General features: G+C 65.7%; 12 protein-coding genes. 11 read left to right on the forward strand and 1 reads right to left on the reverse strand.

Features of this window, described 5'->3' with window-relative positions; translation table 11 throughout:
* Nucleotides 1–181 precede the first annotated feature (181 nt).
* The 11 genes from P3W75_RS13615 (at nt 182) to P3W75_RS13665 (ending at nt 20,245) form a co-directional block, all read left to right on the forward strand.
* The gene (locus P3W75_RS13615) at nt 182–6,673 is read left to right on the forward strand and encodes a DUF637 domain-containing protein (protein ID WP_276227883.1); all 6,492 of its coding nucleotides are present in this window, start codon (nt 182–184) and stop codon (nt 6,671–6,673) included.
* Nucleotides 6,670–7,011, forward strand: a complete 342-nt coding sequence (locus P3W75_RS13620; RefSeq protein WP_276227884.1) for a hypothetical protein — start codon at nt 6,670–6,672, stop codon at nt 7,009–7,011. The genes P3W75_RS13615 and P3W75_RS13620 overlap by 4 nt, the downstream gene beginning before the upstream one ends.
* A 193-nt stretch (nt 7,012–7,204) precedes the next feature.
* On the forward strand, nt 7,205–7,555 hold the full coding sequence (locus P3W75_RS13625) for an IS110 family transposase (RefSeq protein ID WP_276227924.1): 351 nt from the start codon (nt 7,205–7,207) through the stop codon (nt 7,553–7,555).
* Between the two features lie 33 nt (nt 7,556–7,588).
* A complete protein-coding gene (locus P3W75_RS13630) occupies nt 7,589–8,218 on the forward strand; it encodes a transposase (protein WP_276227885.1) in 630 nt (209 codons plus the stop codon).
* Nucleotides 8,219–9,135: 917 nt separating this feature from the next.
* Nucleotides 9,136–11,784, forward strand: a complete 2,649-nt coding sequence (locus tag P3W75_RS13635; RefSeq protein WP_276227886.1) for a nitrate/nitrite transporter — start codon at nt 9,136–9,138, stop codon at nt 11,782–11,784.
* A gap of 33 nt (nt 11,785–11,817) precedes the next feature.
* Entirely contained in the window at nt 11,818–15,582 is a 3,765-nt protein-coding gene (locus P3W75_RS13640) for a nitrate reductase subunit alpha (RefSeq protein ID WP_276227887.1), read from the forward strand.
* Nucleotides 15,579–17,138, forward strand: coding sequence for a nitrate reductase subunit beta (narH, locus tag P3W75_RS13645; protein WP_276227888.1), 1,560 nt, complete (start codon nt 15,579–15,581; stop codon nt 17,136–17,138). Before P3W75_RS13640 ends, narH begins: the two co-directional genes overlap by 4 nt.
* Nucleotides 17,131–17,889 (forward strand): nitrate reductase molybdenum cofactor assembly chaperone, encoded by a 759-nt coding sequence (gene narJ, locus P3W75_RS13650; RefSeq protein WP_276227889.1) that lies wholly within the window; start codon nt 17,131–17,133, stop codon nt 17,887–17,889. Before narH ends, narJ begins: the two co-directional genes overlap by 8 nt.
* Nucleotides 17,890–17,902: 13 nt before the next feature.
* Nucleotides 17,903–18,586, forward strand: a complete 684-nt coding sequence (narI, locus tag P3W75_RS13655) for a respiratory nitrate reductase subunit gamma (RefSeq protein ID WP_276227890.1) — start codon at nt 17,903–17,905, stop codon at nt 18,584–18,586.
* 11 nt (nt 18,587–18,597) lie between these two features.
* The gene (locus tag P3W75_RS13660; RefSeq protein WP_276227891.1) at nt 18,598–19,410 is read left to right on the forward strand and encodes a peptidylprolyl isomerase; all 813 of its coding nucleotides are present in this window, start codon (nt 18,598–18,600) and stop codon (nt 19,408–19,410) included.
* Between the two features lie 145 nt (nt 19,411–19,555).
* Nucleotides 19,556–20,245, forward strand: coding sequence for a GNAT family N-acetyltransferase (locus P3W75_RS13665; RefSeq protein ID WP_276227892.1), 690 nt, complete (start codon nt 19,556–19,558; stop codon nt 20,243–20,245).
* 58 nt (nt 20,246–20,303) lie between these two features.
* Here the strand turns inward: P3W75_RS13665 and P3W75_RS13670 are convergent, their stop codons facing one another.
* Nucleotides 20,304–20,864 (reverse strand): Hsp20/alpha crystallin family protein, encoded by a 561-nt coding sequence (locus tag P3W75_RS13670; protein WP_276227893.1) that lies wholly within the window; start codon nt 20,862–20,864, stop codon nt 20,304–20,306.
* Nucleotides 20,865–21,070: the final 206 nt, after the last annotated feature.

Raw genomic sequence — 21,070 nt, forward strand, 5'->3', positions numbered from 1 at the left:
TCGGCCAGGCGCGGAAGGCATGACGGACCGGCTCGAACGGGGCGTGTGAATGCGCCGCAAGGGCATCCGAGCACACTTCGGAAATGCCCTACGAAAAGTCGCGGGAGCGCCTCACAGCCCGCCGTAGAGCGGCTGGCTAGAGTGCGGCGGCCTTTTGCCAGCTCCGCGAAGCCTGCCGATCATGAACACTCGTCACCCCCTCAACCAGGCGCTGGCCAGCGCCCTGGCCGCTTTGCTGTTCCTCAATCCCCTCGTCGCCACGGCGGCACAGCTCGCGGTGGACGCCGCCGCTGGTGGCAACACCAGCCTGGGCGCGGCGGGCAACGGGGTGCCCATCGTCAATATCGCCACGCCGAATGGCAGTGGGCTTTCGCACAACCGTTTTGAATCCTTCAACGTCGGCCAGCAGGGCCTGATCCTCAACAATGCCACCGGCAAGACCGCCAGCACCCAGCTGGGCGGCATTGTGCTCGGCAACCCGAACCTCCGGGGCCAGGCGGCGCAGAAGATCCTCAACGAAGTCACCAGCGGCAGCCCGGCGCAGTTACGCGGCTATACCGAGGTGGCTGGGCAAGGCGCGCACGTGATCGTGGCGGCGCCAGGCGGCGTGACTTGTAGCGGCTGCGGCTTCATCAACACCCCTCGCGTCACGCTCACCACCGGCAAACCGATCCTCGCCAGCGAGCGCCTGCAGGGCTACGACGTCGACGGTGGCGCGATCAGCATCGAGGGCGCCGAGCTCAACGCTGGTAACGTCGACCAGTTCGAACTGATCACCCGCAGCGCCAAGCTCAACGCTGACCTGTACGCCAAGCAGCTCAGCGTGGTGGCGGGGCGCAACCAGGTGGACGCCGAGACCCTGGCCGCCACCGCCAAGCCCGAGGACGGCAGCGCCAGGCCGCAACTGGCCATCGACAGTTCCGCACTCGGCGGCATGTACGCCAACAGCATCCGCCTGGTGGGCACCGAAGCCGGCGTCGGCGTGAAGCTGGCCGGCAATATGGCGGCCAGTGCCGGCGATATCCGCATCGACGCCAACGGCAAGCTGGAGCTGGCCCAGGCCTCGGCCAGCGCCGACCTCTCGCTGAAGGGCCAGGATGTGGCGCTGAGCGGCCCGGCCTATGCCGGTGGCAGCGCTTCGGTGCAGGCCACTGGCGCCTTGAGCAATGCGCAGAGCCTGGCGGCTGGCTCCAGTGTCCAGCTGAGCGCCGCGAGCCTCAGCAACAGCGGGGTGATCGAAGCCGGCGTCAGTCCGCAAGGCAAGGGCGATCTCTCGATCACCGCCCGGACCCTGCGCAACACCGGCAGCCTGATCGCCTCACGCAATCTGAACGCTAGCGCCGCGACGCTGGACAACCGCAACGGCCGCATCGGCGGCCAACTGATCCGCATCAGCGGCGACAGCCTCGACAACCGCCAGGGCCTGTTCGCCGCCGGCCAGGGCCTGACGTTCGACCTCGACCACCTGGACAACCGCGAGCAGGGCCTGCTCAGCAGCCGGGGCCAGATCGACGGACGTGTCGGCGCGCTGGACAACCAGGCCGGGAGCCTGTTCGCCAACGGCCGCGTGGCCATCAGCGGCGGCGACTTCTTCAATGCGGGTGGTCAAGTCAGCGCCCGGTCCATCGACTTCAGCCTGCGCGGTGCGCTGGACAACAGCGCTGGTCTGATCGAAGCCGCTGACCAGCTCACCTTGGCGGCGGCCAGCCTGAACAACGACCAGGGCCGCCTGCGCGCCCTGGGCCCGCAAGGCACCACCCGGATCACCACCAGTGGCCTGCTGGACAACCGCAACGGCAGCCTGGAAAGCGCCGCGCAGAGCCTGCTGATCACCAGCGGTTCACTGCTGAACGACGGCGGCAGCGTGCGCCACCTGGGCAGCGGTGACTTCGGCCTCGACCTGGCCCAGGCCGGCCTCGCCGGCGGCAGTTTCATCTCCAACGGCAGCCTCAGCTACCAGGCCTCCCGCTGGACCAACGCCAGCCTGATCCAGGCCCGCGACCTGAGCCTCGACATCGGCCAACTGACCCAGACCGCCAGCGGCCAGTTGCTCGCCAGCAGCACCTTCAACGGCACCGGCGGCGACTGGAACAACGCCGGCACCCTCGCCGGCGGCACCGCCACCCGCATCGACCTCAGCGGCCAGCTGGACAACAGCGGCCGCCTCACCAGCGACGGCGACCTCAACGTCCGCGCCGCCAGCCTGAACAACCACGGCACCCTCGGCAGCGGCGCCAACCTGCGCGTCGAAACCCCGACGTTGCTCAACGAAAACGGCCTGATCTTCAGCGGTGCCGACATGACCTTGCGCGTCGGCAGCTTCACCAACCGCTTCGCCGACGTCTTCAGCCTGGGCGCGCTGGACCTCGCCGCCGACGATGCCGGCAACCGCGCCGCGCGCCTGGACAACCTCTCCGCGACCCTGGAAAGCCAGGGCGACATGCGCCTGAGCGTCAGCGCGCTGAACAACGCCCGCGCCGTGCTGGTGGTCAACGACGCCGGCAAGTACACGGCGCAGATCGTCGAGGTGAACTGCTACAAGTACCTCAACGACTCCATCGCCGACTGCTCCGGCAAGCGCAACGGCGTCTGGGAAATCACCGAGCGCGACAAGCTCGACGTGCTGCAGGCCAGCGCAGCGTCCTCGATCAGCGCCGGCGGCGACCTGCGCATCGACGCCGACCTACTGAGCAACACCAGCAGCCAGATCGCCGCCGGCGGCGATCTCTACGCCACGGTCAGGCGCCTGAGCAACCAGGGCGTGGTCACCGGCGAGAGCGAGACGTTCCGCGTGTTCGTCTCGCAACGCACCAACAACATGGGCAGCTGGCGCGACGAGGCGGACGCCTTCAGCGACCGCTACTGGTACCTGAGCCCCAACTACGTCGACGATCCGGCCGGGCTGGTCAGCGGCCTCAGCCACTTCCTCGCCCGCACCGAACGCGAACTGACGCAGTACCACCAGACCACCCAGCTGACCCAGGACAGCCAGACCTACGCGGCGATCATCCAGGCCGCCGGCAACGTCGAGATCAACGCCAGCGAGCTGATCGATAACAGCGTCATCCGCAACCACTACAGCTACGTCAACCCGGGCGACAAGACCCTCGACACCGGCGTCAGCACACCGCTGCCGCTCAACCCGCAGCTGCCGCCGGACCAGGCTCAGCAGGCGGTCGACCCGCTGAGCCTGCCGGGCTTCCAACTGCCCCAGGGCAACAACGGCCTGTTCCACGTCAGCCCACCCGGCCAGGCCTACCTGATCGAAACCAACCCGGCGCTGACCGGGATGAAACACTTCCTCGGCTCCGACTACCTGCTGGGCCTGCTCGGCTACGACCCGGCCCAGGCGCAGAAACGCCTGGGCGACGGCCTCTACGAACAGCGCCTGATCCAGCAGGCCGTGGTGGCCCGCACCGGCCAGCGCTACATCGATGGCATAGCCAGCGACGAAGCGCTGTTCAAGTACCTGATGGACAACGCCATCGCCTACAAGGACAGCCTCGACCTGACCCTGGGCGTGGCGCTGAGCGCCGAACAGGTGGCGGCGCTGACCCACGACATCGTCTGGCTGCAGGACCAGGTGGTGAACGGCGAGCACGTGCTAGTGCCGGTGCTCTACCTGGCCCAGGCAAAGCACCGCCTGGCCCCCAATGGCGCGCTGATCCAGGGCCGGGACGTCAGCCTGATCAGCGGCGGCGGCCTCAACAACCAGGGCACCCTGCGCGCCAGTCATGACCTCAGCGCCACAGCGCTGAACATCGGCAACAGCGGCCTGCTGGAAGCCAACCGCCGCCTGCAACTGCTGGCCACCGACAGCATCCGCAACGCCCAGGGCGGCGTTATCAAGGGCCGCGACCTCAGCCTCACCGCGCTGACCGGCGATGTGATCAACGAGCGCAGCGTCACCCGCATCGACAGCGCCCAGGGCAAACGCAGCTGGACCGCCAGCTTCGCCGACAGCGCTGCGCGTATCGAAGCGGACAACGACCTGACGATCAGCGCCGGCCGCGACCTCAACAACATTGGCGGCGTGCTCAAGGCGGGCAACGACCTGAGCCTGAGCGCTGGGCGCGACCTCAACCTCAACGCGGCACAAACCACCAACGGCCAGGTCAACGGCAGCCGCCACCGCGACCAGCAGATCGAACAGCTGGGCGGCGAAGTCAGCGCCGGCCGGGACCTCGACCTCAACGCGGGCCGCGATTTGACCGCCACCGCCAGCCACCTGGGCGCAGGGCGTGACGCGGCACTCAGCGCGGGGCGCGACGTCACCCTGAGTTCAGCGGCCAACGAGAGCCATAGCTACAGCAAGACCAAGAAAATCACCGCCCAGCACGACCATGTCGAACAGCAGGGCACCACGCTGACCGCCGGCGGCGACGTCACCGTCAGCGCCGGCGAGAACCTCACCCTCAAGGCCAGCAAGATCGGCGCGGGCAACGAGGCCTATCTGGTCGCCGGCGACAAGCTGGAACTGCTGGCGGACTACGACAGCGACTACAGCCTCTACGACAAGAAGAGCAAAGGCAGCTTCGGCAGCAAGAAGACCCGGCGCGACGAAGTCACCGACGTGAAAGCCATCGGCAGCCAGATCAGCGCCGGCGGCGACCTCACCCTGCTCAGCGGCGGCGACCAGAAATACCAGGGCGCCACGCTCGAAAGCGGCCACGACATCGCCCTCGTCAGCGGCGGCGAGGTGACCTTCGAAGTGGTCAAGGACCTGCACCAGGAAAGCCACGAGAAGAGCAGCGTCAACCTCGCCTGGCAATCGGCCAAGGGCAAGGGCCAGACCGACGAAACCCTGCGCCAGAGCCAACTGGTTGCCCAGGGCGAACTGGCCATCCGCGCCGTCGATGGCCTGAACATCGACCTGAAGCAGATCGACCGGAAGAACGTCAGCCAGACCATCAACGCCATGGTCCAGGCCGACCCGAACCTGGCCTGGCTGAAGGACGCCGAGGCGCGCGGGGACGTGGATTGGCGGCGGGTGAAGGAGGTGCATGACTCCTTCAAATACAGCAACTCGGGGATGGGGCCGGCGGCGCAACTGGCGGTGGCGATCGTCGTCAGCGTGATGACCTATGGCGCCGCCAGCGCCGCGATTGGTGCAGGTGCCACCGCCGGCTCGGCCATGAGCGCGGGCGTCGCCGCGACAGCTACCACCGACGCGGTAGCAGCCGGATGGGCCAACGTCGCCCTCGCCAGCGCCAGCAGCTCGCTGGCCTCCACCGGGGCGGTTTCGACCATCAACAACAAGGGCGATCTCGGCGCGGCGCTGAAGGACACCCTGAGCAGCGACAGCCTGCGGCAAGCGATGATCGCCGGAGCGGTAGGCGGCTTGACCACGGGCTACTTCGACGACCTGGCCGGCACCAAGACCAAGTTCGTCGATGGCAAGGTGGTCGTGGACTTGAGCAGCGCCAACGGCGTCGCCTCCTTCGCCGCCAACCAGGCCCTGCAGAACCTGACCAGCGCGGCCCTGAACAAGGCAGCCGGCGGCCCGGCGAACTTCGGCGACGCGCTCAAGGACAGCCTCTACAACACCCTCGCGGCGGCCGGCTTCAACGCGGTGGGCGACTTCGGCCAGGCCCACAAACTGGAGACCGGCAGCGGCCAGATGATGGTGCTGCACGCCCTGATGGGCGGCCTGGCCGCCGAGGCACGGGGTGAAAGCTTCTCCACCGGCGCCGTTGCGGCGGGCCTCAACGAGGCCGTGGTAAAGGACCTCGACGCGCTGGTCGGCAGCTACTCGCCGGAGAACCGCGAAGCCTTGCTGAGCATGAGTTCGCAACTACTGGGCCTGGTGGCCACGGTGGCGCAGGACCCGACTGCAGATGCGGCCAAGCTGGAAACCGGCGCCTGGGTCGCGAAGAACTCGACGCAGTACAACCACGAACTGCATCGAAAAAATGCGGAGAGTTTTGCCGAAGGCGCCTTGGACTTCTGCAAGAAGCAACCGGCGTACTGTGGCCCTGGGGCCGATCAGGTCAGCGAGCAGGACATGATGGATGCGCTGGCTGCTACTGCGGCGCATGGCCAGGGTATCGAAAAGGTCAAGCCAGAAGCCCTCCGGCTGGTAAACCAGTTCCTGGCCAACCCGGACCTCGCGGATACGCTGCGGAACGATCTGTTCTCTCCTTCGGCCTCTGAACAGCAAAGGCTGGACATCCTTGAGGATGCAGAGCTAGCCGCTGCCGGAATCTCGACAGCGTCACTGGCGAAGGCTGTACTGGCGGGCGGCGGCCAGCTGCTCAGCAAGGTGGTAGGGGCACTGAAGGGGCAGGGTGCAAAAGTTGCACAAACTGCAGAAGCAACCTTGCAAGTGCCTGGGAGAGTACAGAGTCGAGTAAATCTACGAAATGGGAGTCAAGCTGAGGGGGCTGGTTGGAATCACCTGACAAATGAACACTATTCCCCAGTAAAAAATAAAAGCCAGTTCACTGTCCTGCAGGAAGAACTACGCCAAATTTTGCAGAGCAAAGAGGTTGTTAATACGCCAATTACAAAGATACTGTCGAGCGCTGATGGTCCGCGATATGTCCGTGAGGTTGATTTGGGAAGAAGCATTGGAACCGATAAATTCAATAATTTCTCTCAGACAACCAAGATGACGGTGCTCACAGACGAGGTGGGAAATTTGGTTTCAGCGTTCCCGGGGGTGCTCAAATGAAGCTGATAGGGAGTGCTACTGAAAAAGAGATTAGAGAGGCGCTGATTTCGTCTGCCTCCTATATTTTTGGAAATTTAACTATCATTGTGTTTCTTGAGAAAATGCTTGGTGCGCTCTCATCTGTCTATGTTCTTGGTCATACTCCTGATCAGGGTGAGGATTTTTATGTAGTGCTTGTGAATGGCTCCGTAATTGCTAGATTTGAAGTTTCCAGGGTCGGTAATGCTGAGCCGAAAAGTTTTACCACTACAAGTGTGCATGAGTATCGCAAGGCTCTTCGAGGGCGTCGCTCGCAATTGAAATTGGCGATAGCAGTAGCCTTGGCAACAGGGAAGTAACACTGGTTCTATTCGAAGGAAAAGGAGACAGGAAAAGGGAACAGATTTATTTTTTCTACTCTAAAGCTGACCGGTCGAGCAGGATTAGAGTGCATTAAATAAATCTGAGAATCATCTAGCCGGCCTCCCCACCTCGTGGAGGTGGCGCAAAATTCAAGGTGCGAACATTGTCTTTTGCGAGGAGGAGGCCGTGATGAAATTCTGTGGCATCGATCTGCATTCGAACAACAGTGTCGTAGTGGTTACCGACGAAGGGGACCAGGTCATGGTCAGCCGGCGCTGCCCCAATGAACGGGCGAAGATCCTTCACGTGCTGGCGCCCTATCGGGACGAGTTGGCCGGCGTGGTGGTCGAGTCGACCTACAACGGGTATTGGCTGGTGAATGGGCTCATGGCGGCGGGTTATCCGGTAAAGCTGGCCAACACCGTGGCCATGAAGCGTTATGACAGTCTGAAGCACTCCGACGACAAGGACGATGCCGCCTTCCTGGCGCACTTGCTGCGCCTGGGGATTCTGCCGACCGGCTACATCCATCTACCGTAGCAGCGTGCGCTACGGGATCTGGCACGCAAACGCATGCAGTTGGTGCGCAGCCGCACGCAACATGTCCTGGCGGTGGAGAACATTCTGGCTCGCCAGTCGGGACAGCAGTTCAGCGGCACGTTGATCAAACAGCTTTCAGCGACCTTGGTTGACCGGCTGAGCCTGCCAACCGAGGTCGCTTTGGCGATAAAGGCCAATGTGGCGGTCATCGAAACGCTCAATGTGCAAATTGACGCTCTGGAGCGGTATCTGCTGCAACGTAGCCAATTGCGGGAGGAGTTCGCTCTGTTGAAATCGATGCCGGGTATTGGCGAAGTGCTAGCCACGGTTATCATGCTCGAGACGGGAGATATCGAGCGTTTTGCCTATGCCGGCACGTTCGCCTCCTATGCCCGCTGCGTGGCCAGCGCCCATTATTCGAATGGCAAGAAGAAGGGCGAAGGCAATAGCAAGAATGGCAACGCCTACCTGATCTGGGCCCTTATCGAGGCGGCGAACTATGCACGGCGCTTCAGTACGGAGGCCAAGCGCTTCTTCGAGAAGAAACGCTCCAAAACCAATAACGTGGTAGCGACCAAGGCGCTGGCGCACAAGTTGGCGCGCGCGAGTTATCACATCCTCAAGGCGCACAAACCCTTCGATGCCAAGCGCTGCTTCGTCTGAGTGATGGTCAAGGTGAGAACAGATCCGCTCGCAAAGGGACTGGGCCGAGAGCCCATAAATCTGAGTGGAGGTCTGCTCTCACCGCCTGAGTGGCGGTAACCGGGTCGTCCGCCAGATGAGCCCAGTGAGACTGGACGCGTGCGTCTTGATGCGAGCCAGCGCTCTGTGCGCCCCCCCCTGGACATCAAGGCGGCACCAACGTTTCTCTGGGGCGCTCCGGCGCCAGGGTGGCAGGGCGTACGCTTCGCCACTTGAACCTGATGGGTGACTGGCACGACGCGGTCGTAGCCATACACGAGGAAACGGGTACGGACGGTTCCGTCGGCCGGGTTGGAAGTGCAGATCATTCCGCTAGAGAAAAGCGGGACGTGTGGGCTTTGGGTCTTGACGTCAGGCCGGCTAATGGGTGTCCTCTTTTTCTCATGCTGCTCGCTGACACCAGGTGCGATCTCTCCTCTTCTTTCCACCCCAGCGACGGCAACGTCCCGGCCAGTTCTCGCTCGCTGCGTCGCCCGACTACCCTGCAGCGGGTGAGCCGCGTGCTGTGGGAGCACCCTCGACATGGGCGTGGTCATCGCCGCCCGGCGGGTCTGTCCTGAATTGAACAGTGGCCGGTGCTCTTCGGGCGCAGCCGTCCACGGCACGCCAACCTGACGACTTTCTCCCTTGGCGACAGCGTGTTCGCCAGTGGCCTTCGCCCCCCGGCTGACCGTTCGCGCCCGATTGCCGATCCGCCGCCAAACGGAATTGGCGGTTCGCCGGTCTCCCGTCTAGCCTCTTTCGACATAACGAGATAGCGCAACCCCAACCGTGATCAGCCCAGTGCCCCCCCTTCCAAGGAGTGCATCGTCGATGCGGAAGTAACACCTGGCTGGTGAAACAAGAGTCGCGTGACGCACCTACAGGAAAGCGTGCTCATGAATTCGACCATCCCCGCGCGGGACCAGTACCGGGCCCTGGGTCTGTCGACCCTGGCGTTCACGCTGTGCTTTGCCGTCTGGACGCTGTTCTCCATCCTCGGCCTGCAGATAAAGACCGAATTCGGCCTGACCGACACCCAGCTCGGCCTGCTGATGGCGACGCCGGTGCTGACCGGCTCGATCTCACGCATCTTCCTCGGCCTGTGGACCGACCGCTACGGCGGCCGCTGGGTATTCGGCATCCTGATGCTGGCCTCCGCGGTGTGCGTGTACCTGCTGACCTTCGCCAACAGCTTCCCGATGCTGCTGGTCGCGGCGCTGGGCGTGGGCCTGGCCGGCGGCGGTTTCATCGTCGGCACCGCCTACACCGCCACCTGGTTCGAGCCGGGGCGCCAGGGCACCGCGCTGGGCATCTTCGGCGCCGGCAACGTTGGCGCCGGCCTGACCAACCTCGCCGCGCCGTTGCTGATGCTCGCCCTGGGCTGGCGCGGCGCCGCCCTGGTGTACGCGTCGGTGCTCGGCGCGATGGGCATCGGCTTCATCCTGCTGGCCAAGACCGACCCGCAGGCCGCCACCCGCCAGGCCAAGGCCATCCCGCTGGCCGAACAACTGGCGCCGCTGGCCGAGCTACGCGTGTGGCGCTTCTCGCTGTACTACTTCTTCGTCTTCGGCGCCTTCGTCGCCCTCGCCCTGTGGCTGCCGCACTACCTGATGGAGGTGTATGGCCTGGGCCTGGCCGCCGCCGGTTTCATCGCCGCGCTGTACACGGTGCCGGCCTCGCTGTTCCGCATCCTCGGCGGCTGGCTGTCGGACCGCTACGGCGCGCGCCGGGTGATGTACTGGACTCTCAGCCTGTCGGTGATCTGCACCTTCCTGCTCAGCTATCCCCCCACCCGCTACATCGTCACCGGTGTGCGCGGCGAGGTGGAATTCGCCATGCACCTGGGGCTGGTCGGCTTCGCCGCGATCATCATCGTGCTGGGCTTCTTCATGTCCCTGGGCAAGGCGGCGGTGTTCAAGCACATCCCCACCTACTACCCGCAGCACGTCGGCGTGGTCGGCGGCCTGGTGGGGATGATGGGCGGCCTGGGCGGTTTCCTGCTGCCGCTGACCTTTGGGATGCTCAACGACGTGGTCGGCATCTGGCAGAGCTGCTTCATGCTGCTGTTCCTGATCGCCGCCGGCGCCCTGGCCTGGATGCACTACGCGATCCGCATGGCCGAGCGCGTGGAATGGACCCAGAGCACCCCCTCCCGGGACCTGCCGGAGCTTTCCACCCCCAGCAGCTTCGTGCTGCAGGATTGGCATCCGCAGGACCCGGCGTTCTGGGAGGCCAAGGGCAAACGCATCGCCACGCGCAACCTGTGGATCTCGATTCCCTGCCTGCTGTTGGCGTTCGCCATCTGGATGGTCTGGTCGGTGGTGGTGGCCAAGCTGCCGCTGGCCGGTTTCGAGTACAGCGCCAACCAGCTGTTCTGGCTGGCCGCCCTGCCCGGCCTGTCCGGTGCCACGCTGCGCATCTTCTACAGCTTCATGGTGCCGATCTTCGGCGGCCGGCGCTGGACCGCGCTGTCCACCGCCTCGCTGCTGCTGCCGGCGCTGTGGATCGGCTTTGCCGTGCAGAACCCCAACACCTCGTACCTGGTGATGTTGATCCTCGCCCTGCTCTGCGGCCTGGGCGGCGGCAACTTCTCCTCGAGCATGGCGAACATCTCGTTCTTCTTCCCCAAACAGGAAAAAGGCTCGGCGATGGGCCTGAACGCCGGCCTGGGCAACCTGGGCGTGAGCGTCATGCAGTTCGCCGTGCCGCTGTGCATCACCCTGGCGGTGTTCGGCAGCCTGGGCGGCGAGCCGCAGATGACCGCCGCCGGCACCCCGCTGTGGCTGCAGAACGCCGGCTTCATCTGGGTGCCTTTCATCATCCTCGCCACCGTGGCGGCCTGGTTCGGCATGAACGATATCGCCAGCGCCAAGTCGTCCTTCGCCGACCAGATGGCGATCTTCAAGCGCAAGCACACCTGGCTGATGAGCGTGCTCTACACCGGCACCTTCGGCAGCTTCATCGGTTTCTCCGCCGGCTTCCCGCTGCTGGCCGGGCACCTGTTCCCCGGTGTCGACGTGCTCAAGTTCGCCTTCCTCGGGCCGCTGATCGGCGCGCTGGCCCGCGCCTTCACCGGTGGCCTGGCGGACCGCTTCGGCGGCGGGCGGATCAGCCTCTGGGTGTTCGTCGCCATGGCCGGCTGCGTATTCGGCGTGCTGTTCTTCATCGCCGGCAAGGACCAGCCGGGCGCCTTCTGGGGCTTCCTGGCGATGTTCCTGCTGCTGTTCTTCTTCTCCGGGGTGGGCAACGCCAGCACCACGCAGATGATCCCGGCGATCTTCCGCATCCAGACGCCGCGCCTGTTCCCCGACCTGCCCGCCGAGCAGCAGGGCCTGCAGAGCGAGAAGGAGTCCGCCGCCGCGGTGGGCTTCATCTCGGCGGTAGCGGCCTACGGCGGCTTCTTCATCCCGAAATCGTTCGGCAGTTCGTTCGACCTCACTGGAGGCCCCGAGTGGGCGCTCTACGGGTTCATCGTGTTCTACGGGCTGTGTATCGCGCTGACCTGGTTCTACTACACCCGTGGCAATGCCGAGGTGCGCTGCTAAAGCCGGCGGCGCGCCCAGACAAGGAGGAGAGACATGAGCTTCTTCATCGACCGCCTGCGCTACCTGGTCAAACGCCCACCGGAGTTCGCCGACGGCCACGGCGAAACCCGCGACGAGAGCCGCGACTGGGAAGACGGCTACCGCCAGCGCTGGCAGTTCGACAAGATCGCCCGCTCCACCCACGGGGTGAACTGCACCGGCTCGTGCAGCTGGAAGATCTACGTGAAGAACGGCCTGGTGACCTGGGAAACCCAGCAGACCGACTACCCGCGCACCCGCCCCGACCTGCCCAACCACGAACCCCGTGGCTGCCCGCGCGGCGCCAGCTATTCCTGGTACCTGTACAGCGCCAACCGGCTGAAGTACCCGATGGTGCGCAAGGCGCTGGTGCAGCTCTGGCGCGAGGCGCTGGCCACCCACAAGGACCCGGTACTGGCCTGGGCGAGCATCGTCGAGGACCCGCAGAAGGCGAAGCAGTACAAGTCCATCCGTGGCCGTGGCGGCTTCGTGCGCGCCGACTGGGACGAGATGCAGACCCTGGTCGCCGCCGCCAACGTCTACACCGTGAAGACCTACGGCCCGGACCGCGTCGCCGGCTTCTCGCCGATCCCGGCGATGTCGATGGTCTCCTACGCCTCGGGCACCCGCTACCTGTCGCTGATCGGCGGGGTGTGCCTGAGCTTCTACGACTGGTACTGCGACCTGCCGCCCGCCTCGCCCCAGGTATGGGGTGAGCAGACCGACGTGCCGGAATCCGCCGACTGGTACAACTCCGGCTACATCATCGCCTGGGGCTCCAACGTCCCGCAGACCCGCACCCCCGACGCGCACTTCTTCACCGAGGTGCGCTACAAGGGCACCAAGACCATCGCCATCACCCCCGACTACGCGGAAATCGCCAAGCTCTGCGACGAGTGGATGAGCGCCAAGCAGGGCACCGATTCCGCGCTGGCCATCGCCATGGGCCACGTGATCTTCAAGGAATTCCACCTGGAGCAGCCCAGCGCCTACTTCACCGACTACATCCGCCGCTACACCGACATGCCGATTCTCGTGGAACTGGAGCCGCGCGAGGATGGCAGCCTGGTACCGGGCAAGCAGCTGCGCGCCAGCGACTTCGCCGGCAACCTCGCCCAGGCCAACAACCCCGAGTGGAAAACCGTCGCCTGGGACGAGACCGGCGAGCGCCTGGTGGTGCCGCGCGGCTCCATCGGCTTCCGCTGGGGCGAGGACGGGCACTGGAACCTGGAGCCGGTGGACGCCGACGGCCAGGAAGTCAGCCTGCGCCTGTCGCAACTCGGGCACCACGACGACGTGGCGCGGGTCGCCTTCCCCTACTTCGGCGGCATCGAGCGCAAGCACTTCCCCAACGTGCCGCTGCGCGACGTCATCTACCACCACGTGCCGGCCAAGCGCCTGAAACTGGCCGATGGCCGCGACGTGCTGGCGGCCACGGTGTTCGACCTGACCGCCGCCAACTACGGCATCGACCGCGGCCTGAAAGCCACGGCCGGCGGCTCCGGCGAGGACGACGGCGCCCAGGACTACGGCCAGCTCAAGCCCTACACCCCGGCGTGGCAGGAAGCGATCACCGGGGTACCGGCGGCGCAGATGATCCGCATCGCCCGCGAGTTCGCCCACAACGCCGACAAGACCCACGGCCGTTCCATGATCATCGTCGGCGCCGGGATGAACCACTGGTACCACATGGACATGAACTACCGCGGGCTGATCAACATGCTCATCCTCTGCGGTTGCATCGGCAAGAGCGGTGGCGGCTGGTCGCACTACGTCGGCCAGGAGAAGCTGCGCCCGCAGACCGGCTGGACGCCGCTGGCCTTCGCACTGGACTGGCACCGCCCGCCACGGCACATGAACGGCACCTCGTTCTTCTACAACCACTCCAGCCAGTGGCGCTACGAGAAGCTGGAAGTGAAGGAACTGCTCTCCCCACTCGCCCGCCCGCAGGACTTCAGCGGCAGCCTGGTGGACTTCAACGTGCGCGCCGAGCGCATGGGCTGGCTGCCCTCCGCGCCGCAGCTGGGGATCAACCCGCTGCGCCTGGCCGCCGCCGCCCAGGCCGCCGGCAAGAGCACGGTGGACTACACCGTCGAGCAGCTGAAAAGCGGCCAGCTGAAGTTCGCCAGCGAAGACCCGGACAACCCGCAGAACCACCCGCGCAACCTGTTCGTCTGGCGCTCCAACCTGCTCGGTTCCTCCGGCAAGGGCCACGAGTACATGCTCAAGTATTTGCTCGGCACCAAGCACGGCGTGCTCGGCAAGGACCTCGGCGATTCGGGCAAGCAGAAACCTGAGGAAGTCGTCTGGAAGGATGACCCCATCGAAGGCAAGCTCGACCTGCTGACGACCCTGGACTTCCGCATGTCCACCACCTGCCTGTACTCGGACGTGGTGCTGCCCACTGCGACCTGGTACGAGAAGGACGACCTCAACACGTCCGACATGCACCCCTTCATCCACCCGCTCACCGCCGCCACCGACCCGGCCTGGGAAGCGCGCAGCGACTGGCAGATCTACGACGGCATCGCCCAGGCCTTCTCGCGTCTGTGCGTCGGCCACCTGGGCGAGGAAACCGACCTGGTCACCCTGCCGCTGCAGCACGACAGCCCCGGCGAGCTGGCCCAGCCGCAGGTGCTGGACTGGAAGAAAGGCGAGTGCGAGCCGATTCCCGGCAAGACCCTGCCCTCGCTCATCGAGGTCAAGCGCAATTACCCGGAAACCTACGAGCGCTTCAGCTCCGTCGGCCCGCTGCTGGACAGCATCGGCAACGGCGGCAAGGGCATCGCCTGGAAGACCGAGAGCGAGGTCGACCTGCTCGGCAAGCTCAACTACCGCAAGCTCGATGGCTCCGCCGAAGGCCGGCCGAAGATCGCCTCGGCCATCGACGCCGCCGAGATGATCCTCGCCCTGGCGCCGGAGACCAACGGCCAGGTGGCGGTGAAGGCCTGGGCGGCGCTGTCGAAGATCACCGGGCGCGACCACACGCACCTGGCCAGGCCCAAGGAAGAAGAGAAAATCCGCTTCCGCGACCTGGTCGCGCAGCCGCGCAAGATCATCTCCAGCCCCACCTGGTCGGGCCTGGAAGACGAGCACGTGAGCTACAACGCCTGCTACACCAACGTGCATGAGCTGATTCCCTGGCGCACCGTCACCGGCCGCCAGCAGTTCTACCAGGACCACCCCTGGATGCGCGCCTTCGGCGAGAGCCTGATGGTCTACCGGCCGCCCATCGACACCAAGGCCGCCGCCAGCGTCGCCGCGCCGAAAAGCAACGGCAACCCGGAGATCGCCCTGAACTGGCTGACCCCGCACCAGAAGTGGGGCATCCACTCCACCTACAGCGACAACCTGCTGATGCAGACCCTGTCGCGCGGCGGGCCCATCGTGTGGATCTCCGAGGACGACGCGCGGACCATCGGCGTGGCCGACAACGACTGGATCGAGCTGTACAACGCCAACGGCGCCATCGCCGCCCGCGCGGTGGTGAGCCAGCGGGTGCGGCCGGGCATGGCGATGATGTACCACGCCCAGGAGCGCATCCTGAACATCCCGGGCTCGGAGATGACCGGCACCCGCGGCGGCATCCACAACTCGGTCACCCGGGTCTGCCCCAAGCCGACCCACATGATCGGCGGCTACGCACAGCTCTCCTACGGCTTCAACTACTACGGCACCGTGGGTTCCAACCGCGACGAATTCGTCATCGTGCGCAAGATGCGCCACATCGACTGGCTGGACGGCGAAGGCAACGACTATCAGCAGGAGGCCGTGAAATGAAGATTCGTTCCCAGGTCGGCATGGTCCTCAACCTCGACAAGTGCATCGGCTGCCACACCTGCTCGGTCACCTGCAAGAACGTCTGGACCAGCCGCGAAGGCATCGAGTACGCCTGGTACAACAACGTCGAGACCAAGCCCGGCATCGGCTACCCCAAGGAGTGGGAGAACCAGAAGAAATGGAACGGCGGCTGGGTACGCAACGCCGACGGCTCCATCAACCCGCGCATCGGCGGCAAGTGGCGAGTGCTGGCGAACATCTTCGCCAACCCCGACCTGCCGGAGATCGACGACTACTACGAGCCCTTCACCTTCGACTACCAGCACCTGCACACCGCCAAGCAGGGTGAGCACCAGCCGGTGGCGCGGCCGCGCTCGCTGATATCCGGCCAGCGCATGGACAAGATCGAGTGGGGCCCGAACTGGGAGGAACTGCTGGGCACCGAGTTCGCCAAGCGGCGCAAGGACATCAACTTCGACCAGGTCCAGGCGGACATCTACGGGCAGTTCGAAAACACCTTCATGATGTACCTGCCGCGCCTGTGCGAGCACTGCCTGAACCCGGCGTGCGTGGCTTCCTGCCCGAGCGGCGCGATCTACAAGCGCGAGGAGGACGGCATCGTCCTCATCGACCAGGACAAGTGCCGCGGCTGGCGCATGTGCATCAGCGGCTGCCCGTACAAGAAGATCTACTACAACTGGAAAAGCGGTAAGTCGGAGAAGTGCATCTTCTGCTACCCGCGCATCGAGACCGGCCAGCCCACCGTCTGCTCGGAAACCTGCGTGGGGCGCATCCGCTACCTCGGCGTGCTGCTCTACGACGCCGACCGCATCGCGGAAGTGGCCGCCTCCACCGACGACCGCGACCTCTACCACCGCCAATGCGAAATCTTCCTCGACCCGCACGACCCGGAGGTGATCGCCCAGGCCCGCAAGGACGGCGTGCCCGACAACGTGATCGCCGCCGCCCAGGCCTCGCCGGTGTACAAGCTGGCCATCGACTGGCAGCTGGCCCTGCCGCTGCACCCGGAGTACCGCACCTTGCCGATGGTCTGGTACGTGCCGCCGCTCTCCCCCATCCAGTCCGCCGCCGAGGCCGGGCACGTGGCGTTCGACGGTGTGCTGCCGAAAGTGGAGTCGCTGCGCATCCCGGTACGCTACCTGGCCAACATGCTCACCGCCGGCGAAGAGGCGCCGGTGGTGCTGGCGCTCAAGCGGCTGATGGCGATGCGCGTGTACATGCGCGCCAAGCACGTCGACCAGACGCTGAACACCGAGGTGCTGGAGCAGGTCGGCCTGACCCAGAACCAGGTCGAGGAAATGTACCGCTACCTGGCCATCGCCAACTACGAGGACCGCTTCGTCATCCCCACCGGCCACCGCGAGCACATCCCCGAGGCCTATGCCGAGCGCAGCGGCTGTGGCTTCAGCTTCGGCGACGGCTGCAACGGCGGCGGCAACAACCAGGTCAGCCTGTTCGGCGGGCGGAAGAACACCACCACGCTGGTCAAGCCGGTGGAGACCTTCGACCCGCTGGAGGACAGCCGCCATGGGTAACTACGAGCCCCACGACCGGCCGCAGCTGGGCCTGCTCAGCCTGCGCGTGCTGGCGCGGCTGCTGGACTACCCAACCGCCGAGCTGCAGGCCGCCAGCGCCGAGGCCATCGCCATTCTCGATGGCGAGGGACGCCTGCCGGCGACGCTGCGCGCACAGCTCGCCCAGTGGTGCCGCGAACTGGCCGGCGCCACGCTGCTGGACCTGGAGGAAGCCTATGTCGAGCTGTTCGACCGTGGCCGCGCCACCTCGCTGCTGCTGTTCGAGCACGTCCACGGCGAATCCCGCGACCGCGGCCAGGCCATGGTCAACCTGCTGGCCGAGTACGAGGCCGCGGGCTTCCAGCTCGACGCCCGCGAGCTGCCCGACTACCTGCCGCTGTTCCTGGAGTACCTGTCCACTCGCGAGCACGGGGAGATCGGCCAGTGGCTGGGCGACATCCAGCACATCCTCGCCCTGCTCACCGCGCGACTCGAGGAACGCAACACTCGCTACGCGCTGGTGCCGCGCGCCCTGCTCGCGCTGATCGGCGCCACCGAGGCCATCGACGCACAGCGCCCGGTAGTCGCAGAGGAAAAGCCGGACAACACCCCCCAGGCACTGGACGCGGTATGGGAAGAAGAAGCCGTGCGCTTCAACGCCGAGACCGACAAGGACTGCAGCCTGCAATCGGCCGAAGGACGGCGCCTGGCCGAGCGCAAGTACGAGGCGCTGCCCCAGGTCATCCAGGTCATGCCCTCAGCCGGCCAATGAACGGAGGCCCATCATGTTCGAGGAATACCTGCTCAACTTCATCTACGGCATCTACCCCTACCTCGCCGGCGCCGTGTTCCTGCTCGGCAGCCTGATGCGCTACGACTACGGCCAGTACACCTGGAAGACCGGCTCCAGCCAGCTGCTCTCCAGCAAGCACATGCGCCTGGCGAGCAACCTGTTCCACATCGGCATCCTGGCGATCTTCGGCGGCCACCTGGTCGGCCTGCTGACCCCGCACTGGGTTTACGCGCCCTTCCTCTCGGCCGGGCACAAGCAACTGATGGCCATCGTCGTCGGCGGCATCGCCGGGGTGCTCTGCGTGATCGGCGGCGCCATGCTGCTCTGGCGCCGGCTGACCAACCCACGGGTGCGCGCCTCCTCCAGCGTGATGGACAACCTGATCATCGCCCTGCTCCTGCTGCAGGCATGCCTGGGCCTGACCACCATCTTCGCCTCGCTGCACCACCTGGACGGCGGCATGATGCTGGCCCTGGCCGACTGGGCGCAGGCCATCGTGTTCTTCCGCGGCAACGCCGCCAGCTTCGTGATGGAAGCGCCGCTGATCTTCAAGCTGCACATCTTCATCGGCCTGACCATCATCCTGCTGTTCCCCTTCACCCGCCTGGTGCACGTGTGGAGCATTCCGCTGGGCTACTTCGGGCGCAACTACCAGATCGTCCGCCGGCGCGGCTGAGGAGCGAGAAGATGGACATGATCGCGGTCGAGAACCTGCCCGACGCCCCGCTGCCGGTGATCCGCATCGGCGATACGCAGCTCACCGAAGCGGACATCGCCAGGGAAACCCCGTTCCACCCCTCCTCGTCGCTGGCCGAGGCGCAGCTCAACGCCGCCCGCGCCCTGGTCATACGCGAGCTGCTGACGCAACGGGCGGCCATGCTCGGCCTGAGAATGCAAAGCGACGCCGACGCCGACCAGACACTGGCGACCCTGCTGGAGCAAGAACTGAACGTCCCCGAACCGGACGCGGCCGCGTGCCGCCGCTACTTCGACACCCACCGCGAACGCTTCTGCGAGCCGGGCCGGGTCAAGGTCCGCCACATCCTGCTGCCGGCGGCGCCGGAAGACGCCAAGGCGCGCGACGCCCACTATCACCTGGCGCAACGCCTGCTGGACGAACTCCGGGAACACCCGGAGCGCTTCGACGAACTGGCCCAGCGCCATTCCGCCTGCCCCTCCCGCGAGCAGGGCGGCGACCTCGGCTGGCTGGCCGCCGGGCAGACCGTCAGCGAACTGGACCAGGCCCTGCAGCGCCTGCCGACCGGCCTCTACGAGCGGCCATTGGCGTCGCGCTATGGCTGGCACCTGGTCGCCGTCGACGAGCGCCACGAAAGCACGCCGCTGCCCTATGCGCAGGTCGAGCAACGGGTGCGGCACTACCTGCGCGAAGAAGCCACCCGCCAGGCGCTGCGCCAGTACCTGCTGGCCCTCGAGGCGGAAATCGGTGTGCAAGGCATACGCCTGGAAGACGAACTGGAGCACGGCCTGCCAGCGGCATGAGCATCGCCCGCCACCGGCGCCCGCCCCTTCACGCAGGCCCCCGTCCCGGTCGCCGGGTGGGGCCGTGCGAACGTTCGGTGCCCATGGGCGTTACAATGGCGCCCGCGCCGATCCCCCGATCGGGCACGCCCGGAGCCCGCCGCAGATGTTCACCCTCGTCACCCTGGACACCCCGCCCCCCGAATCCCTGAAGAGCCAGGTGCTGCAGATGGTGGTGGACTATTTCAGCGACCTCAGCCCGGTGCCGCTGACGCCCAGCAACCCGCTGTACCAGCTGTACCAGTACGTGATCGGCTTCGAGGTGCACCTGTACCTGCAGGCCATGGACGGTTCGCCGCAAAGCCCCGCGCGGCTGCTCCTCGCCCTGGACGACGAAGACCCGTCCCGGGTGCTGGGCTTCGCCCTGTACCTGCCGAGCCCGGACGACGCCGAGGCCTGCACCCTGGCATATATGGCCGTGCAGGCCAGCCACCGCCGCCGCGGCATCGCCCGCGCCCTGCTGCAGCGCATGATCGAGCAGCGCCCGCACGCCGAGCTGGCCTGCGCGGCGAGCAAGGTGCCGACCTTCGAGGCGCTGGGCTTCCGGGTGCTGGCGGCGCAAGGGCCGCAGGTGCTGCTGAACACCCGCGACCATCGCTCCGACGGCATGGTGGCGGTGCAGGACCTGGCGCCGATCTACCAGTCCAAGGAAGTCCGCCAGATCCACGCCTACCTGCTGAAACAGAACGGCCGCAAGGCCATGAGCGAAGCCGAGCACAAACGCGACCGCCTGCTCGACCAGTTGGCCTACCAGGCCCAGGCGCTGCTGAAAGAGCGTTTCCCTACGCTGCACTGACAGCCGGCGCGGTGCCCCTCCCCGCCTTCCGTGGCGAAGAGGAGCGCGCGTCGCCGTGTCACTTGGCGGCTTCGACCGGAATCACCTTCTCCGGATGGACCGCTTCCGCGCGCTTGGGCAATTGCACTTGCAGCACGCCCTTGCTGAACCGCGCCTGGATCTTGTCCGGATCGACTTCGCGGGGCACTCGGAACACCCGTTCGAAACTGCCGTAGCGCCGTTCACAGACGTGATACTCCTTGCGCGTCTCGTCCTTTTCCTCCTTTTTCTCGCCCTTGATGATCAGGTTGCCATTGGCCAGCTTGATCTCGATGTCCTTTTCATCCATGCCGGGCAGTTCGGCGTTGATCCGGAAAGCGTCGGCCTGCTCGCTGACATCCACCGCGGGCATGCCATGGCCGAAGGGCTCACGACGCCAGAAAGGCTCGACGTCCAGGGCGCTGTGGCCGAAGGGCAGGCGCAACGGGGTGCGCCCGAAATCATCGAAGAGATTGTCGATCTGCCGCCGCAGGCTCTCGAAGGGTTGCCAGGGATGGAAGGGATTGGCGCCCTGCCCTCCGGCCTTGGCCGGCTGGCCTGGAACGGCGCTGACGGGGACTTTTTTCGCGGGCTCGGACATGATGAATTCCTCCGCAGGATGAAGGTCGCCTCATTGGCGAGGCCATTCGATTCTGCGACCGCCGCGAGCATCCGCCTTGATATCGATCAACTGCCGTTGCGAGGGCCGGCGCGCCTCTTCCCGAGTGCAAGTTGACGGCGATCAACACGCCCGTGGCTGCGCTTCTTAGCCTGGATCCATGGCCGAAGCTTTTCGTCGGCGCTTGC

Source organism: Pseudomonas citronellolis (assembly GCF_029335315.1).
Lineage (GTDB): Bacteria > Pseudomonadota > Gammaproteobacteria > Pseudomonadales > Pseudomonadaceae > Pseudomonas > Pseudomonas citronellolis_A.